The following is a 17,689-nucleotide window of genomic DNA, read 5'->3' on the forward strand; positions in this document are numbered from 1 at the left end:
TTATTGGTTTATTTAAAGTACCTAAAACCTTTCTTTATTACCACTTTGAGGTCACAAAACTGTTAAAGAAATCTATAAAATTGTTTCTGAGTACTATAATGAATTTTTTGATCAGGTATTGCGTGATGCTAAAGGTTGTTCTTGGCCTTTAAGTTCTCCACGGTCCATGCTATACTCTCGTCTAAGCTTCGGAATTCAAAACCTAGCTCCTTTTTGATTTTGTCATTTTTAAAATGAAACTGTGCCCTTGATAGAATGGCAGTATCCTTAGTAATCATAGCTTCCTTACCAGTGATTCTTGACCTAATAAATTCTAAGGCTACAGCTACTTTTAACATCCAAGGTTTTACCTGTTTGGAAGGTCCTTTTTTGCCGAAAGCTGTCGCTATTTTTCCAAAGAACTCTTTGTAGCCAATTGTATCGGCATTTAGGATGAAACGCTCATCGCTTATATCTGATTCTAATAGCTTGACGATGATTTCGGCCACATCTCGTACATCTACATAGTTTACAGTGCCTTCTGGATGAAATGATTTTTCGTCATATGCGTAGTTAAATACTGATGTACTACCACCAGCACCCCATAGCCCGGGCCCTAAAACTATTGAAGGATTTACAATCTTAACCTCAAGTCCTTCTTGCGCCCCGCGCCAAACTTCAAGTTCTTGATAGTACTTTGATCTGGCATAGATTGAGTCGAATTCACCTTCTTCCCATCTATTATTTTCATCTAAATACTTTTCGCCAACCTTTCTGCCAATAGCGGCTACTGAGCTGATATGCATGAACTTTTTTACCCCACATTTTAAGGACGCATTTACGATATCGGCAGTGCCTAAAACATTTGTATGGTACATCCTATCTTCCCAACGTTTATCGAATGAGATTATAGCTGCTGCGTGAATAACGCCATCAATCCCTGTCAAAGATTCCTCTAGAAAGACAGTGTCATTCATATCTCCTACAACCCAATCAATTTGGTCGGTGATATCTTCAAGTAAAGTCATTTTACTTGTTGTCCTTTTTACGGCCTTTATCTCATGTCCTTTTGCCAGAAGGTTTCTGCAAATGAAACTGCCTAAAAGCCCTGTGGCACCTGTAATAAATACCTTCATTTTGGTTTCCTTAAAGGGAATTATTTAATAAATCTAGGTCTAATAATTTCTTCCAATACTTGGTTTTAGTTGCTTCTTTAAGCAAGTTAATGTGTCCCATATTGTGACAGTCAGTGCCAACTAGCTGAGGCACTTTCATATCAATGAGTCTTTCAGCAAATTTTTGCACTGGCTTAGAATAGCACCCTGTTAGTGCAACTGCGTTTAACTGAAAAATGATTTCTCTATCGATTAATTCCTCTAGTAGATTTTTGTTTTCTATAAGGTATGTATATCGCTCAGGGTGGGCAAATACCATTTTATAACCTTTAAGTGTTAATTGAAAAGACGCTTCTTTTAATTGTGGAGGAGGGCTTATGAAAGAAGTCTCTACCAAAACACGATTTCCACCAAAAGTCATAAGTTTTTCATCTGAATCCAGGCGATTCATAAACGTCTCATCCAAAAAATACTCGGTGGCCGCTTCTACTTCTATATTAATTCTCTCTTCCTTAATGGCGGCTTTCACTTTCTCTAAACCAGCGTAAATTATTTCGGGCGTATTGTCATATGAACCGACCATCGTGTGAGGGGTAGTAATCACCTTTTCATATCCCAACTGTTCCATTTCTTTTAAAATGGACATACTTTCCTCAATGGTCTGTACGCCGTCGTCAATACCAGGTATTAAATGAGAATGGACATCAACCTTCAGGTATCCTAAATCAGGTACTATGTTTTTATTGTTTTTAAGGAAAGAGAATAAACTCAAAATGATGGGTTCTTTGAATAGGTCTCAAAGTTAGGTAAAACTTGGTCTTTTTCTGAAACAATAGGACTTTCAATCTGCCAATCAATGTTCAACTTTGGATCGTTCCATAAAATTCCACCTTCAGAAGCTTGGTTATAATAATTGGAGCATTTGTAGGTAAAAACGCTGTCCTCTAAGGCTAGAAAACCATGAGCAAACCCAGCTGGAATCAGGAACATATTATGTTTTTTAGCATCTAGGATGACTGTATGATGCCTTCCATAGGTTGGGGAATCTTTTCGGATATCAAGCGCAACATCCAATACCTTACCTGCTGTTACACGTACTAGTTTGGCCTGTGCCGAAGGATTTCTCTGAAAATGCAGGCCTCTAAGCGTCCCTTTTACTGAAAATGACTGATTATCTTGAATGAACTTTTCTTTTATACCTAGGCTGTGAGTAAAGTCTTCACGGAAAGACTCAAAAAAATAGCCTCTATCATCGCCAAAAACTTTTGGTTCGAGTTCATACAGGCCTTCAAAATCAGTGTCTATTACCCTCATGCTGTAAATGTTATGCTTCCAAAGATTGAGACTTTTTTTATAAACTCCATGCCTTTTGGTTAATCAACCAGATTATGCGTTGAATTTCCTAATTCCTTCGTTTAATTGTAGCTTTGCAGCTTTGAATATGGGAGGATACGAAACCAAAATAAATAAAAAATACACTGCTGTTTTGGTGGCTTTAATTAATCAGCAACAGCCGGAACAGCGTGTTTTAGAATATCTAGATGAGCTATCTTTTCTAGCGAGCACGATTGATTTGGATGTGGTAAAGTCGTTTACACAACGATTAGAAAAGCCTGATAAGAGGTCTTTCGTTGGGAAAGGCAAGCTTGAAGAAATTCAAACTTATATTAAGGTTGAAGAAATTGATGTCATCATTTTTGACGATGATCTTTCACCGTCTCAGTTAAGAAACCTGGAGAAGGAACTCAATGTTAAAATTTATGATCGGAGTTTATTGATCCTTGATATTTTCTTGAGTCGGGCACAAACAGCACAAGCAAAAACTCAGGTTGAATTGGCACGGTCGACTTATCTACTCCCAAGGTTAACTCGAATGTGGACTCACTTGGAAAGACAACGTGGTGGAACAGCCACAAGGGGTGGTGCTGGTGAAAAGGAAATTGAAACGGATAGAAGGATGATTCGTAATGAGATTACCGTTTTAAAGAAGAAGCTCGAGAAAATTGAGAAACAGAATGCAGTACAGCGTAAGTCTCGTAGTAATGTAGTGAGGGTGGCTTTAGTAGGTTATACAAACGTTGGAAAGTCTACTATTATGCGGATGATGACTAAGGCTGATGTATTGGCCGAAAACAAATTGTTTGCCACTGTCGATTCTACGGTGAGAAAAGTTGTCTTGGATACCATTCCGTTTCTTCTCTCCGATACCGTTGGGTTTATAAGGAAATTGCCAACTCATTTAATAGAGTCATTCAAATCTACCCTTGCCGAAGTTGTAGAAGCAGATGTTTTGTTACATGTAGTAGACGTTTCTCATCCATTTTTCGAGGATCAAATGGCTGTAGTCAATGAAACATTGGCAGATATTGGGGCCAAAGACAAGCCTACAATTCTTGTTTTCAATAAAATCGACCAAATGAAGCCATTAGATCCAGATTTAACCGAAGAGATGGATAACCCACCTCCGACACTAGAAGATTTAAAGAATACCTACCTAGGAAAGGGAACAAATGCGTCAGTATTTATCTCCGCTACTAAAAAAGAGAACATAGAAGAATTCAAATCCGTTTTAATGAAAAAGGTCAAAAAAAGGTACTACACCATCTTTCCAAACTACTTGAAGGATTCTCATTATTAATTACCTTTGAATCCCTAATGAAATATTTCTGGCCTCGTAGTTCAATGGATAGAATAGAAGTTTCCTAAACTTTAGATCTAGGTTCGATTCCTAGCGAGGCTACTTAACCTTCTACAAATAGCACTTTAACCTGGCCTAGTAACTTCGGATTTAACGAAAACTTACTCTTGATTCAGAAAAGAGATTGTAAACAGCAACAATAGATCTTAGGTCGTTAGTTTGACCATAGTGGCCTAAGCCACTTGCCTCAATAGCTGCTCTGTCTGATACATATTCAGGATGATAGACCTGGTCTTGGTCATCCCAAACGATGAGCATGAATTCGGAATTTAATTTACTAGATCGACCTTCTTCCAGCCATCGGTCGAAAACGTCTTCGTCTAATGCCTTTCTATAATCAGGACCATCGAACATAGCTGTTTTTAAAGAGCTTTTAATTAACGCTGATGATACTCACTTGGAATACTAATACTGCATTGGCAGGCACATTTGTTGTACCTAACCTTCCATAGGCTAATTCTGATGGAATTCGAATATAGCCAGTGTCTCCTGGCTCGAAATAGCCTAGGGCCATTAAGAATCCTTTGATATATGGACCGCCAATAAGCTGAACATTGATCGGGTCTTTTCTACGGAATGAACTATCCACTTCCTTGCCGCTCATGGTATAGGTAGCATAATTAAGCATCATGTTTTGCCGCCCCGTAATCGGTTGATAAACCTGTTTTCCTCTAGTTTTATAGTAAGACAAGCCGTCTCGGACTAAAAACCATTTCAATTCGGAGAACTGCTTGCTTCTAATCTTTTCAACAGCTTTTTCTGGATTGAAGTCTTTCGTCAATTTACCATCTTCATCCCATTCTTTTACTTGAATTAAAATTCCACGTTTGTCGTATTTTTCTTCTTTCTGAATTTGGCCGCTTTCATACCAGAATTCATGTTTACCGGATTTACGGCCCTTCTTAATTTTACCCTGATACTTTTTCGCCCCACTTTCATAACGCTCCGTCACTTTTTGAGCGTTAAGGCTGACTGTTCCAGTAGTGAGGAATACAAGTACAAGTGTTGAATAGATAAATGATTTCATATGCTTATTTAACGCAGGCAAATTAATAAGATTCTCTTAAATTTTGGCAATTTCTGGTACATGCCTCAAAGAACATAAGCCGTCATATCATAAACTTTTTATACCTTTGGCCCATGCAAAGGTTTTCTAAGTCACTTGAGATTTAGAAATTAAAAGGGAATCAGGTGTAAATCCTGAACAGTCCCAGCTGCTGTAAACCCATTTTTAAGGTTTGCTGAATTTTGCCACTGTCAGGGAATATAACTGTCGGGAAGGCTCAGTAAAACCGGGGAAGTCAGAAGACCTGCCGTTGTTTTTAATCACTAATTCGCTTTCTGAGGAAAAGCTTTTGATATGAAAAAGAACCAACGCTCCAATACCCATCTCAGGGCGGATAATACCCTGATGTGGTTTTCTACTTTATTACTAGCGCTTCTGGCAAGCTGTTCATCGCACAAAAGTCAAGAAAATATTGCTAGCGATTTCGATCCTGAAAAAGACTATTTCCCGATAAAAGCATCTATTGATCACGCAATAGGGTTTGATATTGTTTATCACAATTCATGGAAAGAAGTATTGCTCTTTAGGCACTACAACGACTTTGTGGATACAGTTCGGTTTGCACTAGTTCAGAATGGTGCACCAGATCCAAAGGGTTTCGAAGCTCAAAGAACCGTAGAGATTCCAGTCCAAAGATTAGCTTCTATGTCAACTACCCATTTAGGAATGTTTGAAATGCTCGATGCGTTTGACAATCTGAAGGGAATTGAAAGGGCAGAATATGTATCGAGCACCATAGTTAAGGGCATGGTTGCCAGTGGTCAGGTTGCTGAATTGGAGCCGTCCGGTACCCTAAATACAGAACTTGCCGTTAATGAAGGAATAGAGTTACTATTAGGAGTAGGTTATCCAAACGCACAGAACGATGCTTATCAATCGTTAGAAAACGCAGGAGTGCCTGTTTTATTAAATGCAGATTGGCAGGAAAAAACACTTTTAGGAAGAGCAGAATGGGTAAAGCTCTTAGCCGCATTGCTAAATAAAGAAGCCTTGGTAAATAGTCGGTTTGGGGCTATAGAAGATGAGTTTAATAACGTTTTAACTCAAGTTGAAAATGAAGTAAAGACAGGCCCAACAGTAATTACGGGTATAGCCCAAGGCGATGCATGGTTTGTAGCTGGAGGAAGAAGTTTCGCATACTATCTACTCGATTTAGCAAAAGTGGTCTATCCATGGAAGAATAGTGAACAGACCGGAAGCATAAGGTTAGACTTTGAAACAGTTTACGAAGAAGGACTCAAGGCAGACTTCTGGATGGTGCCAAGTACTGCAAAAACCTTGAATGACATTAGACAAGCTGATGCTCGTTATACCGATTTTAAGGCGTATAAAAACAGAAATATCTATAATATTTACGGTAGATATACTGAAGGAGGAGGAAACGATTATTATGAATCGGCGGTAATGAATCCACACATTGTCCTGAAAGATAATATCAAGATTTTTCATCCCGAGCTATTACCCGATCACGAATTGGTTTATTACAACCGTCTCAAATAACCGATTTGAACAAATCTGAAACCATATGGAACACTCCTGATCAGGGGAGCGTAAAATGGCGATTGATGATCATTTTGATCATTGTGGTTGTGCTATTGATTTTACTCGATCTTGGTTTGGGTTCAGTAAGAATACCTACTGGGGAAGTAGCTAAAATTTTATTGGGACAAGCCAGTGAAAACGAGGCATGGCAGGCAATTGTCCTAAAAATAAGACTACCACGTACGCTCACCGCTGTTTTGGCAGGTGCAGCCCTTTCAGTCGGGGGCTTGCAAATGCAAACACTCTTTAGAAACCCTTTAGCCGGTCCTTCGGTATTAGGAATTACGGCTGGTGCCAGCCTAGGTGTTGCAGCTGTCATGTTGGCTGCTGGTACGGCTACAACAGCTTTTACTATAAGGCAATTAGGCTTAGGGGGCAGTTGGCTCATTATACTTGCCGCCACATTGGGTGCCGCCCTAGTACTGTTAGCCATACTCGCTATCTCTTATAAGATTAGAGATAATGTGGTAATGCTAATCGTTGGGATAATGGTAGCTAATATCACTATAGCTATTGTGAGCATTTGGCAGTACTTCAGCGACCCAGAACAAATTCAAGAATATATATTCTGGACTTTCGGAAGTCTAGGAGGAGTAACGGCAGATCAATTGTCCATTTTGAGTGTAATTGTGGTTGTAGGAATCGTCATGACATTTTTATTGTCAAAGACCCTGAATGCTTTATTGCTCGGTGAGGACTATGCACAGAGTATGGGCCTTAATATCAAGCGATCGAGAATTGGGATTATTCTAGTAACCAGTATTTTGGCTGGCTCAATTACAGGTTTTTGCGGGCCGATCGGCTTCGTAGGTATAGCGGTGCCCCACTTAACCAGAAGTTTCTTGAATACTTCTGATCATAAAGTGCTGATACCAAGCTGTGTATTAGTAGGTGCCATACTAATGCTTTTCTGTGATATAGTGTCACAAGTTCCTGGCAGCAATACTGTGCTTCCGGTTAATGCCATTACGGCCATGATAGGCTCTCCTATTGTGATTTGGATCATTGTTAAACGACGAAACCTTAAGTCTTCTTTCTAATGGGTATCAATAAGACCATATTGAAAGCAAGCAAGCTTACCATCGGTTATAAGGAAAAGGAAGTCCTTTCCGAATTAAACCTAGAATTAAAAAAAGGTCAACTTACCTGTTTGCTTGGCCCAAATGGCGCTGGAAAGTCGACCTTAATTAAAACGCTTACGGGAATCCAAAAAGCACTATCAGGTACGGTCGAACTAAACGATCAACTAATACAATCATATAATCAAAAGCAGATAGCACACCAGCTCAGTTTGGTACTTACTGATCGTATGGCGACTGGAAACTTAACAGTTTATGCATTGGTCTCTTTGGGTAGGTTTCCATATACAGGTTGGTTAGGAACATTAAACGCGGAAGATCAAGAACTGATTCAATGGGCCTTGGAAGTAACCGGTACCACACAATTTATTAACAGACATATTGGTGAGCTAAGTGATGGCGAAAAGCAGAAAGTCATGATTGCGCGAGCTTTGGTTCAAGATACAGATATCATTATTCTGGATGAACCTACAGCACATTTAGACTCGCCAAACCGAATTGAAATCTTTCATTTACTAAGAGAACTCACCCTAAATACAAGCAAGACCATACTCATTTCTACCCATGAAATAGACATGGCCATAGAGCACAGCGATAACATGTGGCTGGCCATGCCAAATCATTCTATTTCAATGGGGCTGCCTGAAGACCTTATTCTAAACATGTCGCTTGAAAAGGCATTTGGGTCTGAAAAACTCTCTTTCGACTATATGAAAGGCAAGTTTAGGCGAAACCGAGAAGAACTGCTTAAAGACCTTTCGATTTCAGGAAACCCAATACATATAAAGTGGACGCAAAGTGCTTTGGAAAGAGCCTTTCCTGAAAGAATTGACTTACCCGAAATAGAAATTAAGATTGAGAATGAGAGGCCTACATGGGTGCTACCGAATCAAAAAGAATCATTTAATACAATAGCACAACTAATTAATTACTTAAAAACTGAAAATGACGAATATTAGAATGAGGGGAACAATACTTGCCGTATTGTTAGGCACAAGTCTTTTTTCTTATGCACAAGAGAAACAAGACACAACAGATTTAGGTGCCGTTGTGGTGACGGGAACCCGGTTTGTGACACCAATTGAAAAATCAGGTAAAGTTATTTATAAACTGACTGCCGATGACATTAGAAAAACACCAGGGGCTACAGTAGCTGATTTGTTGAATCAATTACCGGGCATAAATATCGATGGTGCTTTCGGCACACCTGGAACTAACTTAGATTATAACTTAAGAGGTGGTAGAAACAGACATACTTTAATATTAGTTGATGGTCTTCCTATAAATGATCCATCTTCTATAGCTAATGATTACGATCTGAGGCTACTAAACAGTGCTTCGGTAGAATACATTGAAGTACTTAAAGGAGGTGCGAGTACACTTTATGGAACAGGAGCAGCAGCTGGTGTAATCAATATCAAACTGAAAGAAGGAACTTCTTCAAAACCAGAAGTAACATTAACGCAAACGATAGGTTCTTTCGAAACAGGAAATACGAATTTAGACCTGAATGGAAGAAGTGATAAGTTGAGCTATTTAGCCGGAGCAGCTTTTTCCACTAGTGAAGGGTTTTCCGCCGCCGAAGATACCGATCCAACGCAGACATTTGGTGATGACGGTTTCGAGCGTTATTCTGGCAGAACTAAACTTACTTATGACCTTTCTGAGAATTTTAAATTAGGAACCAACCTTTCTTACGATCGCGTAAGATCTGACTATGATGGAGGTGCTTTCTTCGATGCAGATAATAGATTTAGCATTACCCAAGTAAGTTATGGCTTACATCCGCAATACAACTACGAAGGTGGTAGAGCGCAATTAAAACTGAATTTTAACCGAGTGAAAAGAGAATTCATATCTGCTTTTCCGTCAAGCGCATTAGGAAAAAACTTCCAAGCCGATTTGACCAATGAGTTCTTTTTTAATGATAAGGTCAAAGCCATCGCTGGAATTCAATACCAGCAATTTCAATTCCAGAATGGTGCTGAAGAACCAGATGCTACCAATTTTGATCCTTACGTAAACCTATCGGCAGATTTAACAGAAGCATTTACATTGAATGCTGGTGTTAGGCTAAACAACCATAGTGAGTATGGTAATAATTTTGTGTACAGCTTAAACCCATCATACCTTTTTGAACTAGGCCAAAATGATAAGCTGAAATTATTTGGTTCGTATTCAACAGCTTTTGTAGCGCCAAGCCTTTTTCAGCTTTTCGCATCAGGTTTTGGGAATGCAAATTTGGAGGCAGAAGAGACCCAATCAATTGAATTTGGAGCTTCACTTTACCTAGGAGAAGACCTTACGTTGAATGTAGAATACTTCGATCGAACAGAAGAAAATGCTATCGATTTTGTATCGGTATTTGATAATATGGGCAACTTTATTGGTGGCGGTTATCAAAACATTACTGGCGAAAGAGAAATTAATGGAATTGAAACTGACTTAGATTGGAATGTTACGGAAGCTTTAAACTTGCAGGTACACTATGCCAGTTATCAATTTGGCGATGAGACACAGTTCTATAGAATTCCTGATTTGAAATATGGATTAAATGTGGGCTATTCATTTACCCAAAACACAAACCTTAGGTTAAAGTATACTCATTTTGGCGAAAGAAATGCGGCGATATTTTCAGCACCATTTATAGTAGCACTTGATAGTTATAATCTAGTGGATATCTCGCTATCGCACGCCTTAAATGACGGTAGAGTTGTGCTTTCAGGTGCAGTAAATAATCTGTTTGATGAGGATTTTGTGGGTGTTTACGGATTCGCAACACGACCAGCCAATGTTACATTTGGTGTTTCTCTTAAGCTGTAATCGGAACATTTAGAAAGTTAGATAACTAGTCTATTCTCTGCTTTTGGAGTTGGGAATAGACTAGTCCATTTAAACTAATGCGATGAAGAAAAGGGCAATTTTTAATTGGAGTGGAGGAAAAGATAGCGCATTGGCTCTCTATCACACAATGAAAAATGATGTCTTTGAAGTTCAAGAGCTTATTACGACGGTAAATGCTGATTTAGAAAGAATTTCCATGCATGGAGTTCGAAGATCAATGCTGGAAAAGCAAGTAAAGGCTATAGAATTACCACTTTCTGTAATCTCCCTACCCACAGAAATAGATATGTCTACATACGATGCACTTATGAAAAAAGAACTGAATCGTATTTGTGAAGGAGGTGTAACACATTCCGTATTCGGCGATATTTTTCTCGAAGACTTGAAGAATTACAGAGAAGAAAGGCTGAAAGAAGTTGGTTTAGAAGGTTACTTCCCACTTTGGAAAAGAGATACAAAGGAAATTATTCAAGAATTCTTGTCTTTAGGTTTTAGAACCTTGGTTGTATCTGTTGACGGCAGTAAGCTCGATAAGTCCTTTGCCGGTAGAGAATTAGATCAGGCGTTTTTAAATGATCTGCCCGACGATGTAGACCCATGTGGTGAGAATGGAGAATTTCACACCTTCGTATTTGATGGCCCTATTTTTAAAACACCCATTCAGTTTGAAAAAGGTGAAGTAGTTGGGAAGTCGTACGAATTATCAAAAACTGCCCCAGAAAAAACCGTTACCTATTGGTTTCAAGATATAATATGACACTCATATTAATGCTGAAATAGTGTAATCAAGCGTTAATAATTCAGACGAATTGTATCACGAAAAGTTAATTCAGTTATCACGGAAAAGTAAAATATAATCCTTGAATCTCGTTTTTTGAGCCTTTTAAAGGCTTTCCGTTTATTAGCTGCAACTTTTTTGAGGTTCTTAAGGTTCATCTAGGGCAAACTAAAGAACCATGCGGAAAAGCGTAAATACAATTATAGTCTTAGCCTTGTTATTCGTAATAGGCTGCTCACACTCGAACAATACGTTCGCGAATAATAGCGATATTAAACCTGATCATTCTGATTGGACTGTACTCTTAGCCAAGCACGTAAAACCAGGTGGTTTGGTAGATTACAAAGGGTTTATAAAGGATAAAGATGAGCTTAATGCCTATGCAGATTATTTGAGCAACAATGCTCCTGCTGATGACTGGACAGATGAAGAACAAATTGCCTACTGGATAAACGCTTATAATGTGTTTACAGTAAAGTTGATTGTTGACAATTACCCAGTTAAGAGTATCAAAGACTTGAATCCAAAACTTTCAATTCCGACTATTCGTAGCGTATGGACGAAGGAATGGTTTAAAATAGGAGGGGAAGACTTTAGTTTAGATCGCATTGAGCATAAAATCTTAAGAAAAGATTTCGATGAGCCTAGAATTCATTTTGCAGTCAATTGTGCCTCAATTTCATGTCCAACGCTAAGAAATGAAGCTTACACAGCAAATAAATTAAACGACCAGTTAGAAGAACAGGCGAAAATATTTCTAAACGATACCACAAGAAATACAATAACACCAGATAGAATTACGGTCTCTAAAATCTTCTCTTGGTTTGGTGGAGACTTTAAAAATGGACAAACCCTAGTTCAATTTATCAACCGATACACAGAAGTTGAGATTAACGATAAAGCTAAAGTCAAGTACATGAACTATAACTGGGACTTAAACCAGTCTAATTAATAAACCACTGGAGTCGCAAACACCTTTTGTGACTCCTTTTTTTTGATCCAAAATGCTAAAAAGCACTTAATCTGTATTTCTGATCACTATTTCTTATACTTGTAGACTCAACTCAAAGGTCTATTGTAAGAATGTCAATTCGCACTTGGCTGGCAACAGCTTTTTCTCTCGCCATTATCGTTATTACCCTCACGGCAGTCAACCAGTACTCGCCAGAAGAAACCCCCGATTCAGAGATTATTGTCCCCTTAATAGATAAGGTTCCTTTGACCAACGAAATGTCGGATTTTGCAGGCTTAGAACCCGTTGATTCCATGGTCAATAGAGTAATGAGGAGTTTGAGATTGACAGGGGCAACTGTGGCAGTTGTTAAGGACGAGAAATTGGTTTATGCGAAAGGCTTTGGTTATGCTGACAAAGAGAATAAAGTAGAAGTAGAACCCTACCACCTATTCAGGATTGGTTCAGTTTCTAAGTTGGTTACCGCTATAGGCGTTTTAAAGCTCGTAAATGATGGTGAGCTGAGCTTAGATGATTACGTTTTTGGTGAACGTGGCATTTTAAAGGGAAAACCTTACGACAACATCAAGAATAGAAATATTTATCAGATTAAGATAAAGCATTTACTCAACCACACAGCCGGATGGAGTCTAATCACCTATGGCGACCCAATGTTTATTCCGCATAAGATTCATAAAATGGATAATGTAAAATATCCGATTGAGTTTGATGATGTTATTCGATTTGTTCTGAAAAGACACTTGCCATACAGACCAGGTACAAGATTTGAATATTCAAATTTCGGATATACACTCCTAGGCAGAGTGATAGAAGAAGTAGCCGGTGATGACTACGAAGACTGGATCAAGGATGAAATCCTAAGCCCTAATAATATTAAGAATATGAAAATTGCTGGAAGTTTTGAAGGCGATAGAGAAAAGAACGAAGTAAAATACTACGATAATAGCCCTGATAATCAGATTTTATCCTTCGATGGGTCTGGGGAGAAAATTTACAAACCTTACGGTGCCGATGACATTGAAATGTTAGGACCTGCAGGTGGTTGGTTAGCTACAGGCATTGATTTAATGAGATTGCTTGTTCTAGTCGATGGTTACTCAAAACGATATAAAGACATTCTAAGTCCAGATTTGATCGATAAGATGGTAAATGGAGTAGGAGGAATAAAGCGACCTTTAGGATGGAGAAGCGTAAGCGGTGAACACTGGTGGCGCACTGGAACACTTTCTGGAACATCCGCACTTCTAACAAGAGATGTAAATGGTTATTCTTGGGTTATCATTGCCAATACAACACCGCGAAGAGGAGGCTTTCCAAGCACAAGCCGGTGGGCGATCAGAGAAGGAATAAAGCTTGTGCAATCATGGCCTTCTGAAGACCTTTTCGAACGTTCAGAATAAGGCATAAAAAAAGCCGATCTAGCGACCGGCTTTTAAACCAAGATTTAACCCTAATAACTATTGACTAGATAGTTGTTTTCTTATTTAGAAAGTCTGTAGTATTTCTTGTTAGCAAATTCACTTAAGTAATCCGCTTTGTTAACTAGCTTTCTTAATTCGTTATCATCAGAAGGGTTACCCGTTGCGATAAGGTTGTTTTCGTTATCGAAGATGTTTACCTCTTCAACTTCTTCTTCCATTTCTAAGTAAATTTCTTCTTCAAGAGCAAGCTCCTCTTCAGCGTAGAACTGCTCTACTTCAGCAATAAGCTCAGCTTCAAGGATTGACATTTTAGTATTACTTAAGTCGTTAGACTTTAAGTTACCAGCTTGGAATAAAGTAACAGCTGCAAGTAATACAGCGATTAGTGCACTTACGTTTTTGACTTTTGGGCTTCTGTTGTTTTTGACTATTGGGCTATTCATGATTTTATTTTTTAATTATTAACTGACCTGCCAATTAATTTGCAATGCCTGTGCCACAAATCATAAGTAACTGTAAATCAATAAGATAAAATTGACTGTACATTTTTGAACGAAAAAAAGTGTACGAATATCGTACACCTCTTGATTGGAATTGGTACACTTCTATTCGTACCGAAGTGCTTTTATTGGGTTGGCATTGGCTGCTCTGAATGCTCGATATGCAATCGACACAAATGATATGGCTACTGTAAGTAAAAAGGCAATGATGAAAATACCTGGCCCAACCTTAATATGATAGACAAATGAATCTAGCCACTGCTGTGTTCCAAAATATCCGAAAGGCACAGCTATTACCGTGGCCAATAAGATCAACCATATATAATTAGAAGAAAGCATCATTACCAAATTATTGGTACTAGCACCAACAACTTTTCGAATCCCTAATTCTTTTGTTTTTTGTTGAGCGACAAAAGCGATCAAGCTATACAGTCCTAGGCATCCGATAATAATGGCAATAATGGCTGCAAAATTGATAAAGTTGAATAAGGTCTGATCAACCGTGTAGTCAATAGCGATCTCATCAGTAAATACACGATAGTTTGGTACAAAATCCGCATTCATTCTTGAAGACACTTTGTCTAAATGTTGAGCAGCTTCAGAAAAGTATCCTGCTTTAACTTTTACAAACCCTTGATTATAGCCTTCTAAATCACCCTCGAATACCGATGGTCTAATTTCATTTCTCAAGTTGTCGCTATGGAAGTCGGCCAAAACGCCAATAACAATAGCATCTTGTGAGCTTCCATTAACATTTACGCGTTTTCCAAGGGCCGCTTCTGGACTTTCCCATCCCAGTTTTTCCAACACCATTTCAGTTACGAGCACCTTTTGAATACCACTTTTATAATTCGTTTCGCTAAACCAAGTTCCGGCAATTACTTTCAAGTTGAATAGATCTTTATAGTCTATATCCACGTGTTTGTAATCACAGACTACTTCATTTTTTTCATCGCTTTCTAAGTCTATCAGTGTAGTACTCCAAGGATTTATCGCATTGGGTCCACCTGTGCCAAAAGTAGCGGCCTCTATATATGGGCTTTCCAAAAGCTGAGCTTTAGCACTGTTTAATAAGTCACTATTAACTTGGTATCCCCCCGGAACAAAGTTTCCAAAAGTCATTATGTCTTCTGTGTTATAGCCGAGATCTTTGTCTTTGATATAGGAAAACTGACCGTTGAATATTAAGACAGCGATAACCAAGATTTGAGCAACAACGAACTGAATGGTAAGCAGGGAGTTTCTAACAACAGCTTTGCTGCCTCTTATTTGAGTAAACTTACTGCCTATTACTTCTAGTGGTTTAAATCGTACCAACATACCTACTGGATACAGCCCCGCTAAAAAAGTAATCACCACTGCCAATACTAAAGCAAAAAGAACAGAAGCTACTTCTAACTGCAGGTCAATACTGATGATAGATAAGCTTGTATTAATACTTTTTAGTAAAACTTCTGCAATCCAAAGTGAGAAGAAAGTAGAAGTAAGAGTGATTAGAAATAGCTCAAAAAAGAACTGATTAGATAAATGGCTTTTCGCACAACCAATAATCTTTTTTATTCCCACTTCTTGGCTCCGCTTTAAAACCTGTGCAGTGGATAGGTTCACGAAATTAATAGCACAAGTAGCCAAAATAATAAAGCCTATAATGATTAATCCATAAATAGAGTTTTCAGGAATTGTATAATTCAAACCACTATAACGGGCGTCGGTATGTAATGACTTTAATGGACCTAATTCAAATGAAATTGTCTCTGCGGCTTCCTCTCCTAAGTTATTTACTATAATTTCTGAAAATTGACTGGCCAATGCCTCTGCTTCAACCGTTTCTGGAAGCATTACCCACGTTGTACCTACACTGGTAATACTCCAGCTATTGCGTACATAGAATTCTTGCACTTTTGGCATCATAGCCACATTGCAAAGCATAGTATAAGGTAGGTTTGTATTATAGCGCGGATCGGCCACAATACCTCTTACTACACCCTTGGCCCTTCTAACAAAGTCCAACGTTTTTCCCATCGGGTCTTCCTCTCCAAAATATCGAATTGCCGCGCTTTCGGTAAGCACTACGGCCTGTGGATCTGTGAAAGCATCTACAGGATTACCGCGAATCCACTCTTGGTCGAACATCTCAAAGTATTCCTTATCGACAAACAAAGCTCCGCCTTCATCAAACTTCTTATCACCTTCAGCATCTTCAATGAAAATTCGAGTTTCAAGCGGACCAATAGTTCGTGAAACAGCCTCTATTTGAGGGTAATCTTGGCGTAAAACTTTGTGAAGAGGTTCAGGCGTTTCACTGGCATAATTAGACCCCCAGTTCGTTTTCTCTATAAAATTTACTCTATAAACTCGATCTGAATTTTCGTGAAAATGATCAAAAGTATATTGGTATTTGATCAAGGTGAAAATCACTATGCTCACCGTTAAACCGATGGTCAAACTCAATAGGTTCAGACCAGTATTCATCCTGTTTCGGATAAGGTTTCTAAAAGCGGTTTTGAAGAATATCTTGAACATGACGTTATAATTTAATGGTTAGCAGTGAATAATTGTTTGAATAAATACTCTTTCATATTTTCGGCCTGTCCGAAAGTATCTGGATTAAAGCCGTCAGTATTACTAAGCACAATGAGTGTTTCGGGTCCGTCAAGCGATGTCATAATCACTGAGGTAGAACCCAAAATACCTCCTCTTCTCTCTAGGACTTTAGGGTTATTCGCGATGAAAGGAGATTTAAAAGTCCAACAGCCTAGCGCTACGTAACCGAGCTTAGGATTAGAATCGAAGAGAGATTCTTTGGCCTTTGCCGAGAGCAATTTTTCTGATTTTAGTGCTTTTGTAAAGCTTACTAAATCCTGAATTGTAGAGTACATGCTCCCCGCCGCACCAAAGTTTTCTATATGTATTTTGAACTCCTCCTTTTTCTTCCCTTTCTGTATTTGGAAAGCAGGAGTTATATCAGCCGGTAGCTCCTTGCGTATTAATAAGCCAGTGTTTTTTAGTTGAAGTGGATCAATTATCCTTTCGGTGAGATTCTCCGCAAATGATTTTCCCGTAAGTTTTTCAATGACTTTTCCAGCGATAATGAAATCAACATTGTTGTATTGAATGTCATTGCCAGGTTTGAAAGATGCCTTCTTTGTAGCGAACTTTTCAATCATTTCATCGGCACTATACCCACTGAGAAATGAAGTCCTACTTTCCTTTTTTAAACCTGAAGTATGTTGTAAAAGGTTTTTGATCGAAATTTTACTCGCGTTGGTGATGTCGCTGTTCTGTAGTACTTCACCCACCTTAGTACTTAAAGAAAGCTTCTCTTCATCCACTAATTGCATGACCATCACGGTAGTAAATAGTTTTGTAATCGAAGCAATCTTGAATTTCGCGTTTACATCAATCGCTTGGCTTTCATCGATATCGTTAAACCCAGAGGCGACACTTATTTCGTTTCCATTCGAATCAATAGTGAGTACCGCACCAGAAAAGTTTTGACTCCTTAAATAAGCCTCTAAATTAGAGCTGTTGTCCGCGATGGACTGGCCGTAACTTTTATGGTATGTAAAAGATAGAATTGCGATAAGCGGAAGTAGGAAAATCTGTTTCATACGCTCTATAAGTCAACCTATATGCCATGTTTTTAAGTGCTTGATAATCAGGTTTATATAAGATTGTGTTCGAACTTTGTTCA

Annotated in this window: 16 protein-coding genes, 1 tRNA gene and 1 riboswitch; of the genes, 9 read left to right on the forward strand and 8 right to left on the reverse strand. The window is 38.6% G+C overall.

The window, feature by feature from the left end; all coding sequences use genetic code 11:
* Nucleotides 1-128: 128 nt before the first annotated feature.
* The 3 genes from JXQ92_RS11760 to rfbC are packed head-to-tail and all read right to left on the reverse strand — an operon-like array spanning nucleotide 129 to nucleotide 2,408.
* Nucleotides 129-1,115, reverse strand: a complete 987-nt coding sequence (locus JXQ92_RS11760; RefSeq protein WP_421986814.1) for an NAD-dependent epimerase/dehydratase family protein — start codon at nucleotides 1,113-1,115, stop codon at nucleotides 129-131.
* 10 nt (nucleotides 1,116-1,125) lie between these two features.
* Complete coding sequence (locus tag JXQ92_RS11765; RefSeq protein WP_421986815.1) at nucleotides 1,126-1,866, reverse strand: tyrosine-protein phosphatase; 741 nt, start codon at nucleotides 1,864-1,866, stop codon at nucleotides 1,126-1,128.
* Entirely contained in the window at nucleotides 1,863-2,408 is a 546-nt protein-coding gene (gene rfbC, locus JXQ92_RS11770; protein WP_421986816.1) for a dTDP-4-dehydrorhamnose 3,5-epimerase, read from the reverse strand. Before rfbC ends, JXQ92_RS11765 begins: the two co-directional genes overlap by 4 nt.
* Before the next feature lie 127 nt (nucleotides 2,409-2,535).
* On the opposite strand from rfbC, the gene hflX reads away from it, so the two are divergent.
* A complete protein-coding gene (hflX, locus tag JXQ92_RS11775; protein ID WP_421987369.1) occupies nucleotides 2,536-3,732 on the forward strand; it encodes a GTPase HflX in 1,197 nt (398 codons plus the stop codon).
* 30 nt (nucleotides 3,733-3,762) lie between these two features.
* Nucleotides 3,763-3,834, forward strand: a tRNA-Arg gene (locus JXQ92_RS11780).
* Nucleotides 3,835-3,882: 48 nt separating this feature from the next.
* Here JXQ92_RS11780 and JXQ92_RS11785 read toward each other — a convergent pair.
* Complete coding sequence (locus JXQ92_RS11785) at nucleotides 3,883-4,146, reverse strand: hypothetical protein (RefSeq protein ID WP_421986817.1); 264 nt, start codon at nucleotides 4,144-4,146, stop codon at nucleotides 3,883-3,885.
* A gap of 19 nt (nucleotides 4,147-4,165) precedes the next feature.
* The gene (locus JXQ92_RS11790; RefSeq protein ID WP_421986818.1) at nucleotides 4,166-4,819 is read right to left on the reverse strand and encodes an FKBP-type peptidyl-prolyl cis-trans isomerase; all 654 of its coding nucleotides are present in this window, start codon (nucleotides 4,817-4,819) and stop codon (nucleotides 4,166-4,168) included.
* Between the two features lie 102 nt (nucleotides 4,820-4,921).
* Nucleotides 4,922-5,124, forward strand: a riboswitch (cobalamin riboswitch).
* Between the two features lie 28 nt (nucleotides 5,125-5,152).
* On the opposite strand from JXQ92_RS11790, the gene JXQ92_RS11795 reads away from it, so the two are divergent.
* From JXQ92_RS11795 to JXQ92_RS11825, 7 genes are all read left to right on the forward strand, one after another.
* Nucleotides 5,153-6,358 carry an ABC transporter substrate-binding protein gene (locus tag JXQ92_RS11795; protein ID WP_421986819.1) on the forward strand — a complete coding sequence of 402 codons (1,206 nt, stop codon included), beginning with the start codon at nucleotides 5,153-5,155 and terminating at the stop codon, nucleotides 6,356-6,358.
* 5 nt (nucleotides 6,359-6,363) lie between these two features.
* Nucleotides 6,364-7,440, forward strand: a complete 1,077-nt coding sequence (locus JXQ92_RS11800) for an iron chelate uptake ABC transporter family permease subunit (protein ID WP_421986820.1) — start codon at nucleotides 6,364-6,366, stop codon at nucleotides 7,438-7,440.
* Nucleotides 7,440-8,438, forward strand: a complete 999-nt coding sequence (locus tag JXQ92_RS11805; protein WP_421986821.1) for an ABC transporter ATP-binding protein — start codon at nucleotides 7,440-7,442, stop codon at nucleotides 8,436-8,438. Before JXQ92_RS11800 ends, JXQ92_RS11805 begins: the two co-directional genes overlap by 1 nt.
* Nucleotides 8,425-10,302 carry a TonB-dependent receptor plug domain-containing protein gene (locus JXQ92_RS11810; protein ID WP_421986822.1) on the forward strand — a complete coding sequence of 626 codons (1,878 nt, stop codon included), beginning with the start codon at nucleotides 8,425-8,427 and terminating at the stop codon, nucleotides 10,300-10,302. Before JXQ92_RS11805 ends, JXQ92_RS11810 begins: the two co-directional genes overlap by 14 nt.
* 82 nt (nucleotides 10,303-10,384) lie before the next feature.
* Entirely contained in the window at nucleotides 10,385-11,080 is a 696-nt protein-coding gene (locus tag JXQ92_RS11815; RefSeq protein WP_421986823.1) for a diphthine--ammonia ligase, read from the forward strand.
* Nucleotides 11,081-11,279: 199 nt separating this feature from the next.
* On the forward strand, nucleotides 11,280-12,053 hold the full coding sequence (locus JXQ92_RS11820) for a DUF547 domain-containing protein (RefSeq protein WP_421986824.1): 774 nt from the start codon (nucleotides 11,280-11,282) through the stop codon (nucleotides 12,051-12,053).
* A gap of 131 nt (nucleotides 12,054-12,184) precedes the next feature.
* Nucleotides 12,185-13,474 carry a serine hydrolase domain-containing protein gene (locus JXQ92_RS11825; RefSeq protein ID WP_421986825.1) on the forward strand — a complete coding sequence of 430 codons (1,290 nt, stop codon included), beginning with the start codon at nucleotides 12,185-12,187 and terminating at the stop codon, nucleotides 13,472-13,474.
* Between the two features lie 80 nt (nucleotides 13,475-13,554).
* On the opposite strand, the gene JXQ92_RS11830 is transcribed toward JXQ92_RS11825, so the two are convergent.
* The 3 genes from JXQ92_RS11830 to JXQ92_RS11840 form a co-directional block, all read right to left on the reverse strand.
* On the reverse strand, nucleotides 13,555-13,938 hold the full coding sequence (locus JXQ92_RS11830) for a hypothetical protein (protein WP_421986826.1): 384 nt from the start codon (nucleotides 13,936-13,938) through the stop codon (nucleotides 13,555-13,557).
* Between the two features lie 162 nt (nucleotides 13,939-14,100).
* Nucleotides 14,101-16,518, reverse strand: a complete 2,418-nt coding sequence (locus tag JXQ92_RS11835) for an ABC transporter permease (RefSeq protein ID WP_421986827.1) — start codon at nucleotides 16,516-16,518, stop codon at nucleotides 14,101-14,103.
* Nucleotides 16,519-16,529: 11 nt separating this feature from the next.
* Complete coding sequence (locus tag JXQ92_RS11840; RefSeq protein ID WP_421986828.1) at nucleotides 16,530-17,606, reverse strand: serine hydrolase domain-containing protein; 1,077 nt, start codon at nucleotides 17,604-17,606, stop codon at nucleotides 16,530-16,532.
* Between the last annotated feature and the right edge of the window lie 83 nt (nucleotides 17,607-17,689).

This window comes from Roseivirga sp., assembly GCF_049099775.1.
In the GTDB taxonomy this organism is placed as follows: Bacteria; Bacteroidota; Bacteroidia; order Cytophagales; family Cyclobacteriaceae; genus Roseivirga.

Bases quoted from the DNA above. Each gene is read 5' to 3' on its own strand.
- JXQ92_RS11835 (WP_421986827.1), bottom strand. From the start codon at position 16,518: ATGTTCAAGATATTCTTCAAAACCGCTTTTAGAAACCTTATCCGAAAC.
- JXQ92_RS11805 (WP_421986821.1), top strand. From the start codon at position 7,440: ATGGGTATCAATAAGACCATATTGAAAGCAAGCAAGCTTACCATCGGT.
- rfbC (WP_421986816.1), bottom strand. From the start codon at position 2,408: ATGAGGGTAATAGACACTGATTTTGAAGGCCTGTATGAACTCGAACCA.
- JXQ92_RS11795 (WP_421986819.1), top strand. From the start codon at position 5,153: ATGAAAAAGAACCAACGCTCCAATACCCATCTCAGGGCGGATAATACC.
- JXQ92_RS11825 (WP_421986825.1), top strand. From the start codon at position 12,185: ATGTCAATTCGCACTTGGCTGGCAACAGCTTTTTCTCTCGCCATTATC.
- JXQ92_RS11815 (WP_421986823.1), top strand. From the start codon at position 10,385: ATGAAGAAAAGGGCAATTTTTAATTGGAGTGGAGGAAAAGATAGCGCA.
- JXQ92_RS11820 (WP_421986824.1), top strand. From the start codon at position 11,280: ATGCGGAAAAGCGTAAATACAATTATAGTCTTAGCCTTGTTATTCGTA.
- JXQ92_RS11760 (WP_421986814.1), bottom strand. From the start codon at position 1,115: ATGAAGGTATTTATTACAGGTGCCACAGGGCTTTTAGGCAGTTTCATT.
- JXQ92_RS11810 (WP_421986822.1), top strand. From the start codon at position 8,425: ATGACGAATATTAGAATGAGGGGAACAATACTTGCCGTATTGTTAGGC.
- JXQ92_RS11785 (WP_421986817.1), bottom strand. From the start codon at position 4,146: ATGTTCGATGGTCCTGATTATAGAAAGGCATTAGACGAAGACGTTTTC.
- JXQ92_RS11840 (WP_421986828.1), bottom strand. From the start codon at position 17,606: ATGAAACAGATTTTCCTACTTCCGCTTATCGCAATTCTATCTTTTACA.
- JXQ92_RS11790 (WP_421986818.1), bottom strand. From the start codon at position 4,819: ATGAAATCATTTATCTATTCAACACTTGTACTTGTATTCCTCACTACT.
- JXQ92_RS11830 (WP_421986826.1), bottom strand. From the start codon at position 13,938: ATGAATAGCCCAATAGTCAAAAACAACAGAAGCCCAAAAGTCAAAAAC.
- hflX (WP_421987369.1), top strand. From the start codon at position 2,536: ATGGGAGGATACGAAACCAAAATAAATAAAAAATACACTGCTGTTTTG.